This window comes from Exiguobacterium sp. s91, from assembly GCF_018618915.1.
Lineage (GTDB): Bacteria > Bacillota > Bacilli > Exiguobacteriales > Exiguobacteriaceae > Exiguobacterium_A > Exiguobacterium_A abrahamii.
In genome coordinates, this window is the sequence record NZ_JACSMZ010000004.1 from 120,424 (window position 1) to 137,569 (window position 17,146).

A 17,146-nucleotide genomic window follows, 5' to 3' on the forward strand; every position below is an offset into this window, starting at 1 on the left:
CACCTTCCCATCGAGCAATGTAAGGGAGTCGTGACCGACAAAAAAAGCGTCGACCGCTGTAAAAAAGCAGTCGACGCTATACGAAAGCGTTATACACGCATTCCGGTATCCGTTCGGCTCAACTTTCCTACGCTGGTATTATCCAGTTCAGGTAATAGGGTCGAAAACAGATTGGTTTTCCTCTCAGCCGGATTCCTCCAGCTCCCCTAGTTGCTCAAGTATTCGTTTCGCCTTAACTGTAGCATAGAGAAGAAAAAAAAACGAGCCGAAGCCCGTTTTGATTACAGATATGCCAATGGATTGACTGCATTCAGAGGAGAAGAAGCACTGTATTGATAGCCTCCGACATGTAGTTCGAAATGTAAGTGTGGTCCTGTTGAATTCCCTGTACTACCAAGTGTTCCGACTTGCTGACCTTGAGAGACCGTTTGTCCTGCACGAACCGATAATGAACTCATATGTGCGTAGACGGTCGTGTACACTTGCCCATCGAGGAAGTGAGAAATCATGACATGATTGCCGTAAGGTCCACCACCTGATGCTGTAATGACCGTTCCAGCTGCTGCAGCGACGATTGGAGACCCGACCGAACCACTGAAATCAACACCGTTGTGGAACGTATAACCATTCACTCCGCTTGCTGGTCCGAATCCTTGCGACACTCCACCAGAAGATGGTCGAACGAATTTCCCTCCACTCGAAACAACGGGCGGGGCAACAGAATCAGTTGATTCCGAACTCTTACCTGCTTGTTTTGCTACTTGAGCATTCGCTTTAGCGGCTTTTTCAGCTGCTGCTTTCTCCGCTGCTGCTTTTTCAGCCGCTGCTTTAGCGGCTGCCTTCGCTGCCGCAATTGCACGTTCTTGCGCTTCGAGAGTCGCTTGAAGTTCTTTTGCGTCTAACAGTTCTGTCGTGAACTTCGTCTTCCCTTTTCGTAATTTCTTCAGCGTAGCACTACGTTCTTTCATTTGAAGCTTTAACGCTTTCTTTTGTTCAATCAATACTTTCTTTTCCTGCATTTGCTCGGCTTTTTTCTCAACGAGCGCTTGTTTTGCTTCTGCTAATTTTTGTTGCGTTGCGATGTAATCCGAAATCATTTTATCGTCTTGCTCAGCGATTTTTTTTCCCGCCATGACACGGCTGAATAAATCACCTAAATCCTTCGATCCAAAAATGACTTCTTCCCATTTAATCGAGTTTCCATCGTTCTCTTGGAAAACACGTAAGCGATCACCGAGTAGTTCTTCCTGTTTTTGTAACATTTCTTCATAACGGACGATGTCTGCCTTTAACTCATCGATTCGAACGTTCAACTGTTCGATTTGTTTATTTTTTTCAGAGACTTGGAAAATCTTTTCGTTGATTGCTGCGTCAATTTGATTGATTTGACGTTGCTCTTTTGAGATTTTAGCCTCTTGTTTTTTGATCGCTTTTTCAAGTTTACGTTGTTCAGCAGCATTTTGAGCCTTTTTTTCTTTAATTGTCGCTGCTGCGATCGGTTGCGTTCCTGTTATAAGTAATGCTCCTAAAACAATGGTAGAAATTAGTTTTTTTAGCATATATCGTTTTCCTCACTTATGTTTTTTCATATTTTATTATAGTATTCAAGTTTCTCTCATATCTGAAATAGATTATAGCACCGTAATCGTTTCAAAAAAATTTCATTTACATTTCAAATGAAAACGGTTTTTTGTAATATACGATTTGTTTTTTGAAAATGACAAAAAAAAGAACCGTTGCATACGCAACGATTCTTTACGATTAAAGCATTGACAATGGATTGACTGAATTAGCTGGACCAGTTGCACTATAGCTGTATCCACCGACGTGGATTTCGAAGTGTAGGTGTGGTCCTGTTGAATTTCCTGTACTACCTAACGCGCCAATTTGTTGACCTTGGCTGACACGTTGACCAGCATGAACATTGAGTGAACTCATGTGAGCATATACTGTCGTATATGTCTTCCCGTTTAATTGGTGAGCGATCATGACATGGTTTCCGTAAGGTCCACCACCTGATGCTGTAATGACTGTACCTGTTGCAGCTGCCATGATCGGCGTACCGACTGGACCACCAAAGTCAATTCCGTTATGGAACGTATATCCGTTCTCTCCACCTGCAGAACCATACCCTTGTGTAACAGTTCCGGCAGTTGGATGAATGAACAGACCACCTGATGATGGTGCTGGTTTTGGTGCAGCTGGCGCTGGAGCAGGCGCAGCTGGTGCTGGTGTAGATGGTTTTGGTGCCGATTGCTTCGTCGAACCAGAAGGTTTTGCCGATTGTGCTGCTTTCTCTTGAGCTGCTTGCTGAGCTGCTGCTTCTTTAGCGGCTTGCTCTTCTGCTTCTTTTTGAGCTGCTGCTTGCGCTGCTTCAGCTTCTGCTCGTGCTTTTGCTTCACGTGCAGCTTGAGCTTGACGTTCTTTTTCGATTCGCGCTTCACGTTCACGCGCTGCTTTTTCAGCAGCAATCGCTTTTTCTTGCGCAATCAGAATTTGTTGAACTTCTTTTGCATCCATCAATTGTGTTTCGAACTTTTCTTTTTTCTTACGTAGTTCTTTTAAGCGTTTGTTCCGCTCTTTTAATTGTGATTCAAGATCTGCTTGTTGACGTTTTAATTCTTGTTTCTCAACGACCAACTGCGCTTTCTTTTCTTTTACTTTTTGTTGCGCATCCGCTAATTGCTTTTGCGTATTTTGATAATCCGTAATCATTTTATCATCTTGTTTTGAAATGGATTTCCCTGCCATGACACGGCTTACGAGGTCACCAACATTTTTAGAGCCAAAGATGACTTCTTCCCATTTAATTGAGTTTCCATCATTCTCTTGCATTACACGAAGACGATCACCAAGTAGTTTTTCTTGGCGTTTTAGTTTCGCTTTATATTTCTCGATTTCTTTTCCAAGTTCAACGATTTCACGTTCTGTTGCTTTGATTTGACGATCTTTTGTTTCGACAGCAAAGATTTTTTCGTTCAAAGCTTCGTCTAGTCGATTGACTTCTTGTTGTGTTTTAGAGATTTTTTGACCTTCTTGATTAACAGAAGACTCTAAGTTTTTTTGCTTTTTAGCATTGTCTTGTTGCTGTTGTTCGTTTTTGGCTTTCTGTTCACTTAAATCGTCAGCTGCTGCAAAATGAGGTGCTGATGAAAGAACCAGTGCGGAAACGATGAGCGACGCGAACGTTTTTTTCATGTAGTATTCCCTCTTTTTCTGTAGTGTATGTTTTATGATTTATCGTAGAGTATTTAAGTTAAATTTAAATTCTGTAATAGTTTTTCTTTTTTATAAGAACGTTTTTGATTATAGCATTCATTCCTCTTCCATAATATTTCAGTGATATTTCATTTTAAATAAATCTTTCCTCTTCTATGTAATAGAAACATTTGGAAGGTAACTCATCGTTGCAACTTTGGAGTGTTTTTGGGAAACTGAAGCGAACAGAAGGAGGATATCATATGAAATTAGACCACACTGGAATTGCCGTTCGCGACATGCAGGAAGCCATTTCATTTTATACAAACGTACTTGGAGGAATTTTAACAAAAGAGTACTCGAATCCTGCGCCTGGTGTCGCTTCCAATATTGCGGTCATCGAGTTCGATGATGCGCACATCGAGTTGTTAACGCCAACAAGTCCGGATAGTCCGATCGCTCGTTTTTTGAAACAACGTGGGAAAGGTGTCCACCACATTGCTTATCGTGTAGAGAATTTAGATCAAGCGATTGAAGAAGCAAAACAACAAGGCTTAACATTTTTAGAAGATACGTATCGAACGACGCCATTCGGACGACGATTGATTTATATGAATCCTCGTCATTCACACGGCGTCATTACGGAACTCTGTGATTATCCAGAAAATCTATAAAAAATCAGCACTGCGTTATCGCAGTGCTGATTTTTGTTCTATACCATTAGCCAAGTTTTGCAACGATTTCCCGATTGAATGCAGGAATATCATCTGGTTGACGACTTGAGACGAAATTATCGTCAACGACGACTTCTTCATCTGCAAAGTCCACACCAGCATTTTCTAAATCAATTCGAATTGATTTATAACCTGTCATTTTTCTTCCTTTGACGATTTTTGCGTTAATCATCAATTGTGGTCCATGGCAGATCGAGAAAATCGGTTTTTTCGACATATCGAATTCTTCGACGAATGAGACGAAACGCTCATCTTCTCGAAGTAAATCTGGTGAAAATCCGCCTGGAATCAGGAGAGCATCGTAGTCTGCTGCTGAAGTCTCATCAATCGAGAGATCAACATTTACTTTTGCCTCTTCCTGTTTGCCGACGAGTTCTGCACCTTTCTTAGCACCAATGACCGTGATCTCGTGCCCTGCTTCTTTTAATGCATCAACCGGTCCTGTGAATTCTACATCTTCAAAATGATCGGCGAGTACGACTGCTACTTTTTTAGACATGTGATTCATCCCCCAAGTTGTTTGATTTAAATCGGATCTTCTCCGCGATCTCGTGGAGAAACCGTATCATCTGGCATTTCGTCTTTTCCTTTTAGGATTTCCTTTTGTTGCTCCTCTGTCAGTTTCCGTTCTTTATCCGACAGACGATCCCGTTCATCTTCAAACTCTTCATTTGGACGATCGGTTTCTTTCGGTGCCATGGAAAACCCTCCTTATGATTCGTCGATTATGCTTATAGTGAATCGACGACTTTAACAGAAAGATCGACATCAATGTTGCCACGTGTCGCTTTCGAGTACGGGCAGAAATTGTGTGTCTTCTCTAGTAAATCTTCGGCTTCTTCTTGCGATACGCCGACGACCTCGACGACGAGTTTCGCTGCAATTTTTACACCGTTATCCGCTTCGTCCTGTAAGAGGCTGACTTCTGAATTCGTCCGCGTCTCGACTCGTTTTTTTGCTTGGCGCGCCATCAAATTATAGGCACCATCAAAACAAGCGGCATATCCTGCTGCGAATAACTGTTCCGGGTTTGATGTCGGAATGTCTTCTTTGCCTTTTGTTCCTGGCATGACTAAATCGAGATTGATGACGTTATCGTCTGAAGCGACTTTCCCGTCGCGACCACCGACTGCAGATGCACGTGAAGTAAGAATGACGTTTGACATAATAAAAAACCCCTTTTCCTGTTGAATTGAAAAATGCTTTTTTGCCACATAGACAGTAATACCCGTCAGTGAGGGAGATAAACACAAGATGTGTCTATCACCTTAGCTGATTCATTTTTTTAGTAGACAAAAAAAGACGATGAACTCGAAGTCCATCGTCTTGCACATTCTATTTCTTATCCGATCTCTTCTGTTGCAGTTTCTTCTCGATCAGGCAATTGAAGATAAATTGATTTGACTTGATGATTATCGACTTCCATGACTTTGATCGTGTATTCCTGATAGCGGAATTCTTGGCCACTCGACACTTCCGTATCCTGTGCCATGACCCAGCCACCAATCGTATCGATGTCTTCTTCTTCGATTCCTAGGTTAAAGCGTTCATTTAGGTCATCAATCAAGACACGGCCTGAGATCCGGTATAATCGCTCATGAATTTGTTCGATATCTGCTTTCTCATCCTTATCGAATTCATCTCGGATTTCTCCAACGATTTCTTCCAATATGTCTTCCATCGTAATCACACCGGCTGTACCACCATACTCATCAATGACGAGTGCCATTGGCGTCCGTTCCACCTGCATTTTCAACATAGCGTCTTGAAGCGGTGAATACTCGGATACAATCGGCAAGTTGTGGATGTAATAGCTTAATGCTTTTCCTTTGTTAGCCATATGATCCGTAAATAATTGTTTTGCATTGATGAAGCCAAGGATTTTATCCTTATCTCCTTCTTCCGCTACTGGGTAACGTGTGAACTGATACTCTTCAACGAGACGAATGATGTCCTCCATCGATGCATCGTTCGAGATCGTGATTAAGTCCGTCCGCGGTAACATGATATCTTTCGCGATCCGCTCATCGAACGAGAAGATGTTCTGCATGTAGGAAAGCTCAGTCTGGTTGATTTCTCCACTCTTATAACTCTGTGTCATGATGATTTTAATCTCTTCTTCAGAATGGACTTCTTCGTGTCCCGCTGGCTCGACGCCAAACAACCGAAGAATGATTCGTGCTGAACCGTTCAATGTCCAGATGAAAGGTTTCATGATTTTACCGAACCAATATAGTGGTGGCGCGAGTAACATCGTGATCGCTTCCGTTTTTTGAATCGCTAAAGATTTTGGAGCAAGTTCTCCAAGCACGACATGAAGAAACGTTACAATCGAGAATGCAAGAACGAACGAAATGATCGTCGAGACGGAGTTCGGAATGTCAATCTCTTCGAACAACATACCGAGAATCGCACCTACCGTTGATTCTCCTAACCACCCGAGACCAAGCGCTGTCACGGTAATTCCAAGTTGACAGGCCGATAAATAATAATCCAAATTCTCAAGTAGCCTCTTCGCCACTTTCGCAGTCTTGCTTCCTTCTGTAATCAACTGATCGATTCGAGACATTCGCATTTTGACGACCGAAAATTCGGCAGCTACAAAAAAAGCGGTTAAGACGATGAGTAGTGCAATGACGAGTAGCCGAATGATGATCGTCGTCGTGTCGAATGTCTCCATTGAGTGTGTACTGTCCAATCGTTTCCCCGAAGAAAGGGGATTCACCTCCATTAATATAAAGCCAGATGCCGAGGCATCTGGTGGTTTACAGCAAAAAGAAGCTTCAGACTTTCAAAGCTTCCCTACTTTTTCATATTCATACTATAACGGAACTTTCATAAAATGTGTACTTGAAGACATCATTTCAGACCGTCAGACGACATAGAGAATAAAGATTACGATCATGAGTAACATCGCGATTCCCTTTAACAAGGCACTTGATAAGATACCAAGGACTGTTCCGATCCCAACTGAAACCGAGGTTTGCCACGTCTTTTTACTAATGATTTTTTCCGTCAAGATGGCAAAGACAAACGGGAAAATTAATAATCCGATACCCGGCAAAATAAATGGTCCCGCAATCAATCCGACTGTCGTTGCAATCTTAGCCGCTTGTGAGCCTCCCCGTCGATCGACGGTGTAGGCGCTAACGAGATAATCGAGTGTAAATAAGAGAATGATGAAAATCGCTTGAATCACCCAAAAACTAATCGATAGTTCAGAGAACCCAAATCCGAATCCATAAATCAAAAAACCAACTACTAAAATCGGCGCACTTGGGATGATCGGATACACGAGACCTGCAAAAGCGACTAGAAAACAGACGACGATCAGACTCCATAACAAGATTGTCACTTTCTATTCCTCCCTTCTTTTGATTCTCTTGCCCTTTTTACGTCGAAGGGGAGACAAAAGTTTCATTCAACGCCCGATGGATTTGATTTTGTAAAAAATCACGATCCCAGTCGTTCATTGTTTCAAAACGTACTTCCGAACAGATGTATGGAATGAACCGTTGAATCGTTTCATAGTGAGCTGGTAAGGCTTGCCGCTTCATCGTTCCAAGCGACTCAAGCATCGTCGCGAGAACTGAAATATCTTCTGCTCCGTAATGTCGTAGTTGATAAAACGTCGTGTATAACAATTGTTGGTAAGTTTCCCTGACGACGATGTGTTGCTGGTCCTTTCCAACAACTAGCACACCATCTGGTATTACGGCATACTGTCGCATTAAGTCACCAATAATCCGGACCGCATGTCTCGCTGTATTCGGATCATTGATTCCTGGAGAAATCGCACGTAAAGCAACTTCACTTAATTTTTCAAGAACAAATGCAAAATCCTGTTCTGAAGATTTCGTCGGTCCAATCAAGATACTTTCATTGATATCCCGGCAAGTTGCCCGTCCGATGGCTTCTCCCTCTGTTACGAATGAGCCGACCGTTCGATCAATATACACGCGGTCTTTCTGATCAAAAACATCATAATCGACTGCTTGAATATATCCGGTTCGAGTTGCCTGAATAAGATGTGGATAATTTGTCGTCATCTTTCTTTCAGTAATCTTTTGTTCTCCTGATCCTAGATGTTCGACTTGTCGTTTCAATAATTCGTTCCCTTCTTCGTGTAATCGATCGAGTAATGTCGTCACGCGAATCGACTGACTGACGATATGAATGAATGCGACGAATGCCACGATCGATATCAACACGACGAGAACGGCTACTGTCGAAGCGACGACGCTCGTCTTCAACGCCGGACGAAGAAAAAAGAGCATCGTCATCGAGTAACTGACCGCTCCAATGAATATGCCGAAAATGTGTTGCACTTGCCGATTCTCGATGAAGTTAGGCAATGTCCGTGGTGAGAATTGTGATGAATAGGTCGTCAATACGACAAGAATGGTTGAGAATGTGAACGTCATCATGGCGAGCAGTCCGGTAAAGACAGAACTATGGATTGTCTGCGCTAAGCCAAGCGTCGTTTGCCAGTCTTTTGGAAACCAGTTTGATATATACACATCTAACCACGTCACGATTCCCGTCAAACCAATCCCAATGAGACCATATAACAATGGCCACCACCAATTGATTTCTCGAGACAGGACTTTCAGCTTCTTCAAAATAAAATTCCTCCTTTTTATAGCACTATATTGATTGAATTCCTGATTTAGAGCGCTTTAAAACCCATCTGACTGACTGACTTTGAGCAATATGTTTGGTCGAAGTGCACGGATGTGTTTTACTTCTTTTCATAACGTGAATAACTTAATTGTTATGAAAACGAATGGGAGATGAAATGATATGGCTCAACAAAACGAAGCAACATTGCATACAGATTTCACGAAGATTTACATTGATGGTCAGTGGCGCACAGGCGCAAGTGACAGCAACATGACGAACACGAATCCTTTCACAGGTGAAGAGCTCTTTACAATCTCTGCAGCGAATCAACAAGATTTAGATGACGCTTATGAAGCGGCTCAAGTCGCTCAAAAAGACTGGGCGAAAGTTCCTGCCTTAAAACGTCAAGGTCTCATCGAAAACTTCTTGAAAGTCTTGTACGAAGAGAAAGAAACGATCATCGAATGGTTGATCAAAGAGTCCGGAAGTACACGCATCAAAGCAGAAGGTGAATTCCTTGCTTCTGTCTTGATCGTCAAGGAAGCTGCGACATTCCCACTTCGGATGCACGGTGAAATTCGTCCATCGGTCGTACCAGGCAAAGAAAACCGGATTTACCGTAAAGCACTTGGTGTCATCGGTGTCATCAGTCCATGGAACTTCCCGTTCCACTTAGCTGTACGGTCGATCGCTACTGCCATTGCCATCGGGAACGCAGTCGTTGTTAAACCGGCTACGGACACACCTGTTTCAGGTGGATTGATTTTTGCTAGTCTATTTGAAAAAGCTGGATTGCCAAAAGGTGTCTTGAATGTCATCGTCGGTCGCGGTTCAGAAATCGGTGATGCTATCGTCGAACATCCTGTACCACGCTTGATTTCATTCACAGGATCCACTGAAGTTGGTCGTCATATCGGTGAACTTGCTGGTAAACACCTGAAGAAAACAGCGCTTGAACTTGGCGGAAACAACGTCTTCGTCGTACTTGATGATGCTGATCTCGATCGTGCGGTCGAATCTGCTGTCTACAGCAAGTTCTATCACCAAGGTCAAATTTGTATGTCGACGAACCGAATTCTCGTCGCTTCTTCGATTCATGATGAATTCGTCGAGAAATACGTCGCTCGTGTAAAAGAGCTACAATACGGTGATCCATCACATGATCGGACACAAGTCGGACCACTCATCAACCAATCACAAGTTGAACGGATTCTTGAAGATCTCGAGAAAACAAAAGCTGCGGGTGCAACCGTTCGTGTCGGTGGCGAAGCAAAAGATAACGTCATCGCACCTACTGTCGTCACTGGTGTTACGAATGATATGCCACTCGCTAAAAATGAAATCTTCGGACCGGTCGCTGTCATCATCCCGTTCGATACGGATGAAGAGGCACTTGAAATCGCGAACTCGCTTCCGTACGGATTGAGCGGCGCTGTCCATGGTTCTTCTATTGAACGCGCGACTGCCTTTGCGCTTGAAGTCGAGACAGGTATGATTCATATCAACGATCAATCGGTCAACGATGAGCCACATATGCCATTTGGTGGTGAAAAAGATTCAGGGCTCGGTCGCTTTAACGGCGAGTGGGTACTTGAAGAATTCTCGACTGTCCAATGGTTATCTGTCATGCACGATCGTCGTCAATACAAACCATTCTTTGAGTAATATAAGAGTAGGGTTTTTCCCTACTCTACATAATTTTGTGAAGGAGTGATTTCACATGCCGTTATTACGATTCGACGTCATTGAAGGACGTTCAGAAGAAGAGTTAAAAACGTTACTCGATACCGCACACGATGCGATGGTCGAAGCATTTGATGTGCCGGAGCGCGATCGTTATCAAATCGTGCATACGCATAAAGCACATGAGATGGTCATTCAAGATACAGGACTCGGATTTGAACGGAGTAAAGATATCGTTCTTATTAGTGTGACGAGTAAAACGCGGACGGAAGAGAAAAAACAACGTCTCTACCAATTACTCGCCGAACGCTTACAAGCAAACTGCGGACTCGCACCGACTGATTTGATGGTGTCGATCGTCGAAAATGATGCAGCCGACTGGAGCTTCGGTCTTGGCGAAGCACAGTTTTTAACGGGTAAACTATGATCGTCTGTAAGTAGAACAAAAGGGAAGTATGTTATCGGTAATTTCCGGTAACATACTTCCCTTTATTTGTTCTTACTTCATTAAACAAGAGAGAATCTTCACATGACTTACTCCTTCGTTTCTTCCGTCTTCTCCCGTGGATTTTCCCGTTGCAGCGGTGCTTTCCAACTAAATTGATCGGGTTCTGGAACGAAGTCAAGGCCTCCTGGATGGAACGGTTGGCACCGTAACAATCGACGCGTCGTCAAATAACTACCTTTTACCGCACCATGACGTTCAATCGCCTCCATCCCGTAATGGGAGCATGTTGGATAGAATCGACATGTAGCTGGTTTCATGGGAGAGATGACTTTTTGATAAAAACGAATTCCTCCCATTAAGACACGCTTCATACTGTCCCTTCTTTCGTCTTTTTTTCTAGTGTAACGCATCTGTCCATCATTTTCAGATGTTCTGCCTTATACTAAAAGCAGATTTAAAAGAAGGATGTGCTGAGATGAAGGCATTAACTTTCCACGAATTCGGAGGTTCTGATGTATTACGCTTCGAAGACGTACCAACGCCAACAATCATTGAACAGGAAGTTCTGATTGAAATGAAAGCGATCGGTCTGAATTTTGCAGACATCTATCGCCGAAAAGGAAACTATCATTTAGAAGGACAGCCTCCCTATATTTTAGGGTATGAAGGTGCAGGAGTCGTCACCGCAATCGGTGCTGCTGTTTCAACGTTCCACGTAGGTCAACGAGTTGCTTTTGCGGACGTTCCGCTTGCGAACGCGGAGTACGTCGCAGCACCCGTCGATAAATTGATTCCGCTTCCTGATGGTATCTCATACGAAACAGCAGCTTCTGTCTTATTACAAGGGTTAACAGCGCATTATTTAACTCGAGATAGCTATCATGTCCAACCGGGAGATGTCGTCTTAGTGCATGCAGCTGCCGGTGGCGTTGGTCAGTTGTTGACACAGCTCATTCGTTTACTTGGCGCAACTCCGATTGGATTGACGTCTTCTCCTGAGAAAGCACAGATCGCTAAAACTGCGGGCTGTGAATCTGTCTATTTATATTCTGAGAACTGGGTCGAGCACGTGCTCGCGCAAACTTCTGGTAAAGGAGTTGATGTGGTCTACGAATCCATTGGTTCTACCTTAATGGATAGTTTCCATGTGACAAAAGTCCATGGAACGGTTGTCTTCTATGGTATGGCAGGCGGCGATCCCGTATCTGTCGATCCTCGCTTTTTGATGGATACGTCCAAAACATTGACGGGTGGTGACCTTTGGAACGTATTAACATCTTCTGAAGAACGAATCCGTAGATCTGGTGAATTATTTGATTGGATTCTATCCAATCATCTCACCCTGTCTTCTCCTACAACATTCAGATTATCTGATGGCAAAGCAGCACATGACTTTTTAGAAAGTCGACGCAGTACAGGAAAACTACTTTTGCTTCCTTAACTCGTTTTTCCAAGACGGCTCCCTGCGAGTCGTCTTTTTTATGTGAAATTAGAATTATCGATTGATTTTTTTTAATGAAGAGAGTAAAGTAAATCTCATCAAAACCTAAAACCCAAATAAGTTTTGAGTTTTAGAAAGGGGATTTGTATTTATGTTTCGCTCAGAATGGAAGAAATTGAAGAGTCCGATGATGATTGTTGTCATTCTCGCCCTCATCCTCGTACCGTTTCTCTACAACTCCATCTTCTTATCTGCATTCTGGGACCCATACGGTCAAACAGAAGATATCAAGGTCGCTATCGTCAACGAAGACAAGGCGACGAAGTTTAAAGGAGAGAAAGTCGACATCGGGGATCAATTCGTCGACAAACTCAAAAAAAATGATGATTTTGATTGGCAGTTCTTATCTAAGGACAAAGCCGAAAAAGAATTACGTGACGGCAAAATCTATATGACGGTCGTCATCCCGAAGAACTTCTCTAAAAATGCAACGACACTACTCGATGATCATCCGAAGAAGATTGAGTTGGAGTATTACTTGAATCCAGCCAAAAACTACTCGGGCACACAAATTTCGAGTACGGCTGCAAAACAATTAAACGAAAAGATCCGAAAATCCGTGACGAAACAATACAGTAGTGCGATCTTCGGTGCGTTAAAGAAAATCGCAAACGGTATGGAAAAGGCATCGGACGGTTCTTCTAAACTAGAAGATGGCAACCATAAAACAGCGGATGGTGCCAAAACACTAGCAACGAATCTTGGAAAACTTGCGGATGGAAGTCTGACACTGTCCGAAAAACTTGGCGAAGCCAATCAAGGTTCGAAAAAACTCAGTGACGGCGTCACGACACTCGACGAAAAGACTGCCCTCTTCGCCCAAAAAACGGGTGAGTTGTCTTCTGGGTTGAACACGCTAGACGAAAATGGTGGCAAATTACAAGCCGGTGCTGCACAACTAGAAGACGGAGCAACGAAACTCAGCGGTGGCTCGACACAAGTCCGTCAAGGGGCAGAACAACTGGCTGCAGGTACGGCTCAGCTTAATGAAAAAATCCCTCAATTGACGGATGGATTAAATCAATTGGATGAAAAAGCACAAGCTGCCAACGCCTTTTTAACGCAACTTAATCAAGATGCTGAAAAAGCGAAACAAGATTTACGAGCACGTCGTGAAGCCCTTGAAGCAAACGTTGCGCAACTAAAAGAAGTCATTTCTGCTTCTGAACAGTTATCGGATGAAGAAAAACAAACGTTACTCGGTTCTATCGGTTCATTAGAAGAAAACATCCAAAATCTCGCCGCCCAAGAAGGCGCGATTGATCAGAGTCTTGCTCAAGCAACGGACGCGACGAAAAAAATTGGTCAACTGGCTGCAGGTGGTCAACAAGTCGAATCAGCTGTATCACAACTGAACGCAGGTCAAGTGAAACTCGTCGACGGTGCGAAACAAGTCGAGTCTGGTGCACAACAATTAGCAAGTGGTCAACAAACATTCAATGAAAAACTCGGTCAATATACTGCAGGTGTGCATAAAGCCGCAACAGGTGGCGCACAACTGGCTGACGGGGCTAATCAGCTTTCAGATGGCACACATCAACTCCAAACAGGTGCTAGCGCGTTAAATAACGGGTTAGGACAGTTGGCTTCTGGTTCAACTACGATTACGGACGGAATCGGCAAAACGACCGATGGGGCTTCGAAAATCGCGGATGCCAACACAAAACTTGAAGATGGTGCTAAAACATTGAAGGATGAGCTCAGCAAAGGGGCTAAGGATGCAACCGTCAAGCCGACGAAAGAGCGGGATAATATGCTCGCAGAACCCGTCGTCTTAAAAGAACATGACTATTCGACGGTCAACAACTACGGTTCTGGTTTATCAGCTTATATCCTTAGTATTGCCTTATTCGCAGGTGCCTTGATGTTCTCGTCTGTCTATCAGATTCGTCCAGAACATGGTGAAAGTCTGACATGGCGCTTCCTTGTCGGTAAATTATCACTCATCTTACCGATTGGAGCCTTACAAGGTGTCGCAGCGGCTACAGCCATCGTTTATGTCCTGGATGCTGATGTCGCGAGTGTTCCTGCGCTCTATGGATTCGCTGCCTTAACAGGTATGACGTTCATTACGATTCTGTTCACGCTCGCGATGCTACTCGGTCGCGTCGGACAGTTCCTTGCCTTCCTACTACTTCTGCTTCAAATCGGCGGTAGTGGTGGTACGTTCCCAGTCGAGATGACGCCAAGCTTCTTCCAAGCCATCCATACGTTCTTACCAATGACGTATTCAGTCGGCGGATTCCGTGAAGCTCTTGGACTTGGTGTGACAGACGCCCTCATCTCAAACAGTCAAGTCCTTGCGACCATCTTAGTCGTCGCGTTGATCATCAGCTTCGTTGGAGGGCTCGGAGCCAAGCGAATTTTACTCTCAACGAAAGTGAGACGAAAACAACATGACACAGTCTGATAAAGAAACATTGATACTGGACTCAGCGATGGCTTGTTTTTCTGAACTTGGTTATAAAGGTACGACGATTGAGCGTGTCGCCCGACGCGCTCATGTCGGGAAACCGACCGTCTATCAATTGTTCGAAAGTAAACTCAACCTGTTCGAATCACTCGTAACACGTGTGCTGCAAGAGATGAAAGAAGAAGCAGAACGCGCTTACGTCGAACATGCGACGGTAGAAGAAAATAAGCAAGCAATGATCGACGCTATCGTCTATCATCAGCAACAACATTTGTTCATTCTTCAAATCATCGAAGAAACACGTAATCTCAAATTACAAGAAATGCAAGAACTACGGACACGGATCGAACGGCATGTCGTCGAATATCTTAAAACGCTACTCGAGACTCGCCTTGGACAAGATGATCGTGACGTACCAGTCGATGTCACCGCCTTTCTGATTTTCCGGACGTACATTGCGTTAATTGCCGAATGGCCATTGATTGCTCGACCGTTAGAATTAGATACGATTCGTCGTGCCATGCTACGCATTTTATGAATCAAAAAACCGCCGATCAGCTGATTGGCGGTTTTTCATATTCTCGATTTTTTTCTAAATTCCGTGCCGTTTGACTAGAAGCAACTGTTTTTTCATCCTTCAGTGTGCCAAACAACCAATCCCCTACCGGATTCGATACACCAAACCAATAGTGTTCATTTTTGAAATGATGTAATAGATGCGTCTTTTTCATCCATTTTCCAAAGCGTGTTCTCGGTTTCAGCGGAACGTGTGCCACGTAATGTTTCCATTCATACACAAGCAACATGACGATCAATCCACTCGCGGCTGCAGCTGTCGAGACGACAGATTGTGTCAGAAGATAGGTCAGAGCCGCAAAGAAACCAAGGTTCGGCAAGGAATACCAGACAGGTAAAAACAACAGATGCAGTTCATTCGGATGCGCATGATGATCGTAATGAAGTCGTTTCAACAATTTTCGTCCAAGCGCATTTTTAGGTGGTGGTAAATGGAACAAAAAACGATGCGTCAAGTATTCACTGAAACTAAAGACGATCAGTCCAAGACAAAAGAACAGTAAAATCGACCAATGAAACGGCTGAGCAAGGACATAACTACTGACCGCAATCAGTATTACGAGCATGATCAAAATATCCGGAAATAGAAAAAAACGGCGATAGATGTCTGACATAGATGCCCTCTCCTTTCTTTTTTCGTTACAGCGTCTAATCATACGTTCATTGATTCGTCATGTTTTTTTACTTCAAGTCGTGTAATCATTCTCACTCTTTCCCTTATACTAAATAGGGAATGGAGTGATGATCGCTTTGAGTTTATCGACCGGAATCATCTTCGTGTTACTCGCCTATACACTCATGTCGCTCTACGACATGTGGCAGGTATATCGGACAACTAGCAAGCTTTGGATGTTTGTATTATTTCTTGCAACATTAATCAGTCTCATCGTTGCCTTTTTTGTGGCCCCTGTCCTTGCGCTATTCTTTTACTGGTCACGCCATCCATTGAAACGAAACATCGGTATCGTGTTACTGATTGTCGTGTGCCTCATCTCAATTATGACGAAGCTATCTGCTTAATCGACTTCCTTCATGAACTACTCATGAAGGTTTTTTCATGTCCTACTACCGAAGAAGAGACGGCGCATCAATTCACGTTCCGGCATCTCCGTCGTATTGAGGACGTCTAAAAATGGTCGATCATCATATGAAAGCTTCAGGATTTCTGAATAGACTTGGTCCTTCTCCCAATCGATAATTGCTACTGGGGCGATGGCTGTCTTCTGACATCCAAGTGCACCTGGATTAATAAAGAGTGTTTGTCCTGTCTCGACTTGTTGCGCTGGATGATGGTGACCGAAACCAATGATCCGCGCCTCACTTCCAGCAAACAGGACAGATAAGTTTTCTTTCGTTCCATCCACCGCTTGCTTTAACGGCTCTTCACCAATCTTCTTCGTCTGGTCGGCATAAGCATAGTGCGTCAGGTGCATCGTTTGTTCCTGATGCATGATATTTAAGACACGCGGTAAACGTTCCAAATACTTTTGATTTTCTTGCGTCAACGTATCCGCGATCCATTGATGGTGCTCTTTCGCATGGCGGTAACTATCGGGATATGTCTCCCCATGGATTAAAGCAAGGACACATTCATCATGATTCCCAGAAATCGTTTGAATATCAGGTCGTTGCTTCAATAGATCAATGACTTCATTATGCTCTGGTCCAATGCCGACAAGATCACCGAGACAATAGACGGCATCGATATCTGATTGTTGATCAAGATAGGACAATACCGCACGTAATGCTGATGCATTGCCATGAATATCTGTAAAAAGCATCACTTTCATGTAAACGCCTCCATTGTTGGTACATTAGGATTTCCCGATGATACCGTGAATTCCTGTCAGATTTCAGGAAAAAATAAATTGTCAGAAAATATTGATTATTAATCAAGAGCGTGTTAGGCTTAGAAAAATTCACAGAGAGGGGCACGATCGAATGATTCCGACGCAACAGCCATTTAACCA

18 protein-coding genes and 1 riboswitch are annotated in these 17,146 nt (G+C 43.5%); of the genes, 7 read left to right on the forward strand and 11 right to left on the reverse strand.

Annotated elements, in window-relative coordinates:
• Positions 1-107 precede the first annotated feature (107 nt).
• Positions 108-218, reverse strand: a riboswitch (TPP riboswitch).
• A gap of 63 nt (positions 219-281) precedes the next feature.
• Complete coding sequence (locus tag KNQ06_RS15085; protein WP_215148698.1) at positions 282-1,559, reverse strand: murein hydrolase activator EnvC family protein; 1,278 nt, start codon at positions 1,557-1,559, stop codon at positions 282-284.
• Positions 1,560-1,761: 202 nt separating this feature from the next.
• A complete protein-coding gene (locus KNQ06_RS15090; protein ID WP_215148700.1) occupies positions 1,762-3,198 on the reverse strand; it encodes a murein hydrolase activator EnvC family protein in 1,437 nt (478 codons plus the stop codon).
• Positions 3,199-3,461: 263 nt separating this feature from the next.
• On the opposite strand from KNQ06_RS15090, the gene KNQ06_RS15095 reads away from it, so the two are divergent.
• Positions 3,462-3,872 (forward strand): VOC family protein, encoded by a 411-nt coding sequence (locus KNQ06_RS15095; RefSeq protein WP_149426829.1) that lies wholly within the window; start codon positions 3,462-3,464, stop codon positions 3,870-3,872.
• A 46-nt stretch (positions 3,873-3,918) separates the two neighbouring features.
• Here KNQ06_RS15095 and KNQ06_RS15100 read toward each other — a convergent pair whose 3' ends face one another.
• The 6 genes from KNQ06_RS15100 to KNQ06_RS15125 form a co-directional block, all read right to left on the reverse strand.
• Complete coding sequence (locus KNQ06_RS15100; RefSeq protein ID WP_029340809.1) at positions 3,919-4,431, reverse strand: type 1 glutamine amidotransferase domain-containing protein; 513 nt, start codon at positions 4,429-4,431, stop codon at positions 3,919-3,921.
• A 26-nt stretch (positions 4,432-4,457) separates the two neighbouring features.
• Positions 4,458-4,631 (reverse strand): hypothetical protein, encoded by a 174-nt coding sequence (locus KNQ06_RS15105; protein WP_023467179.1) that lies wholly within the window; start codon positions 4,629-4,631, stop codon positions 4,458-4,460.
• A gap of 32 nt (positions 4,632-4,663) precedes the next feature.
• On the reverse strand, positions 4,664-5,098 hold the full coding sequence (locus KNQ06_RS15110; protein ID WP_023467178.1) for an organic hydroperoxide resistance protein: 435 nt from the start codon (positions 5,096-5,098) through the stop codon (positions 4,664-4,666).
• A 176-nt stretch (positions 5,099-5,274) separates the two neighbouring features.
• Positions 5,275-6,612, reverse strand: coding sequence for a hemolysin family protein (locus KNQ06_RS15115; protein WP_047395079.1), 1,338 nt, complete (start codon positions 6,610-6,612; stop codon positions 5,275-5,277).
• A 192-nt stretch (positions 6,613-6,804) separates the two neighbouring features.
• Positions 6,805-7,287: a DUF456 domain-containing protein gene (locus KNQ06_RS15120; protein WP_023467174.1), complete on the reverse strand. Its 483-nt coding sequence runs from the start codon at positions 7,285-7,287 to the stop codon at positions 6,805-6,807.
• A gap of 37 nt (positions 7,288-7,324) precedes the next feature.
• Entirely contained in the window at positions 7,325-8,554 is a 1,230-nt protein-coding gene (locus KNQ06_RS15125) for a DUF2254 domain-containing protein (protein ID WP_149426828.1), read from the reverse strand.
• 181 nt (positions 8,555-8,735) lie between these two features.
• On the opposite strand from KNQ06_RS15125, the gene KNQ06_RS15130 reads away from it, so the two are divergent.
• The gene (locus tag KNQ06_RS15130) at positions 8,736-10,220 is read left to right on the forward strand and encodes an aldehyde dehydrogenase family protein (protein WP_023467170.1); all 1,485 of its coding nucleotides are present in this window, start codon (positions 8,736-8,738) and stop codon (positions 10,218-10,220) included.
• Between the two features lie 55 nt (positions 10,221-10,275).
• A complete protein-coding gene (locus tag KNQ06_RS15135) occupies positions 10,276-10,665 on the forward strand; it encodes a tautomerase family protein (protein ID WP_029340806.1) in 390 nt (129 codons plus the stop codon).
• Between the two features lie 107 nt (positions 10,666-10,772).
• Here the strand turns inward: KNQ06_RS15135 and yidD are convergent, their stop codons facing one another.
• Complete coding sequence (yidD, locus tag KNQ06_RS15140) at positions 10,773-11,057, reverse strand: membrane protein insertion efficiency factor YidD (RefSeq protein WP_058703741.1); 285 nt, start codon at positions 11,055-11,057, stop codon at positions 10,773-10,775.
• Positions 11,058-11,161: 104 nt separating this feature from the next.
• Between yidD and KNQ06_RS15145 the strand changes: the two genes are divergently transcribed.
• The 3 genes from KNQ06_RS15145 (at position 11,162) to KNQ06_RS15155 (ending at position 15,138) form a co-directional block, all read left to right on the forward strand.
• Positions 11,162-12,127 carry a quinone oxidoreductase family protein gene (locus tag KNQ06_RS15145; RefSeq protein ID WP_215148702.1) on the forward strand — a complete coding sequence of 322 codons (966 nt, stop codon included), beginning with the start codon at positions 11,162-11,164 and terminating at the stop codon, positions 12,125-12,127.
• A gap of 151 nt (positions 12,128-12,278) precedes the next feature.
• On the forward strand, positions 12,279-14,597 hold the full coding sequence (locus KNQ06_RS15150) for a YhgE/Pip domain-containing protein (RefSeq protein ID WP_029340804.1): 2,319 nt from the start codon (positions 12,279-12,281) through the stop codon (positions 14,595-14,597).
• Positions 14,584-15,138: a TetR/AcrR family transcriptional regulator gene (locus KNQ06_RS15155; protein ID WP_029340803.1), complete on the forward strand. Its 555-nt coding sequence runs from the start codon at positions 14,584-14,586 to the stop codon at positions 15,136-15,138. The genes KNQ06_RS15150 and KNQ06_RS15155 overlap by 14 nt, the downstream gene beginning before the upstream one ends.
• A gap of 16 nt (positions 15,139-15,154) precedes the next feature.
• Here KNQ06_RS15155 and KNQ06_RS15160 read toward each other — a convergent pair whose 3' ends face one another.
• Positions 15,155-15,790 (reverse strand): sterol desaturase family protein, encoded by a 636-nt coding sequence (locus KNQ06_RS15160; protein ID WP_215148704.1) that lies wholly within the window; start codon positions 15,788-15,790, stop codon positions 15,155-15,157.
• 127 nt (positions 15,791-15,917) lie between these two features.
• Between KNQ06_RS15160 and KNQ06_RS15165 the strand changes: the two genes are divergently transcribed.
• Positions 15,918-16,196 carry a hypothetical protein gene (locus KNQ06_RS15165; protein ID WP_195865882.1) on the forward strand — a complete coding sequence of 93 codons (279 nt, stop codon included), beginning with the start codon at positions 15,918-15,920 and terminating at the stop codon, positions 16,194-16,196.
• Between the two features lie 35 nt (positions 16,197-16,231).
• On the opposite strand, the gene KNQ06_RS15170 is transcribed toward KNQ06_RS15165, so the two are convergent.
• On the reverse strand, positions 16,232-16,966 hold the full coding sequence (locus KNQ06_RS15170) for a metallophosphoesterase family protein (RefSeq protein WP_215148706.1): 735 nt from the start codon (positions 16,964-16,966) through the stop codon (positions 16,232-16,234).
• Positions 16,967-17,146 lie beyond the last annotated feature (180 nt).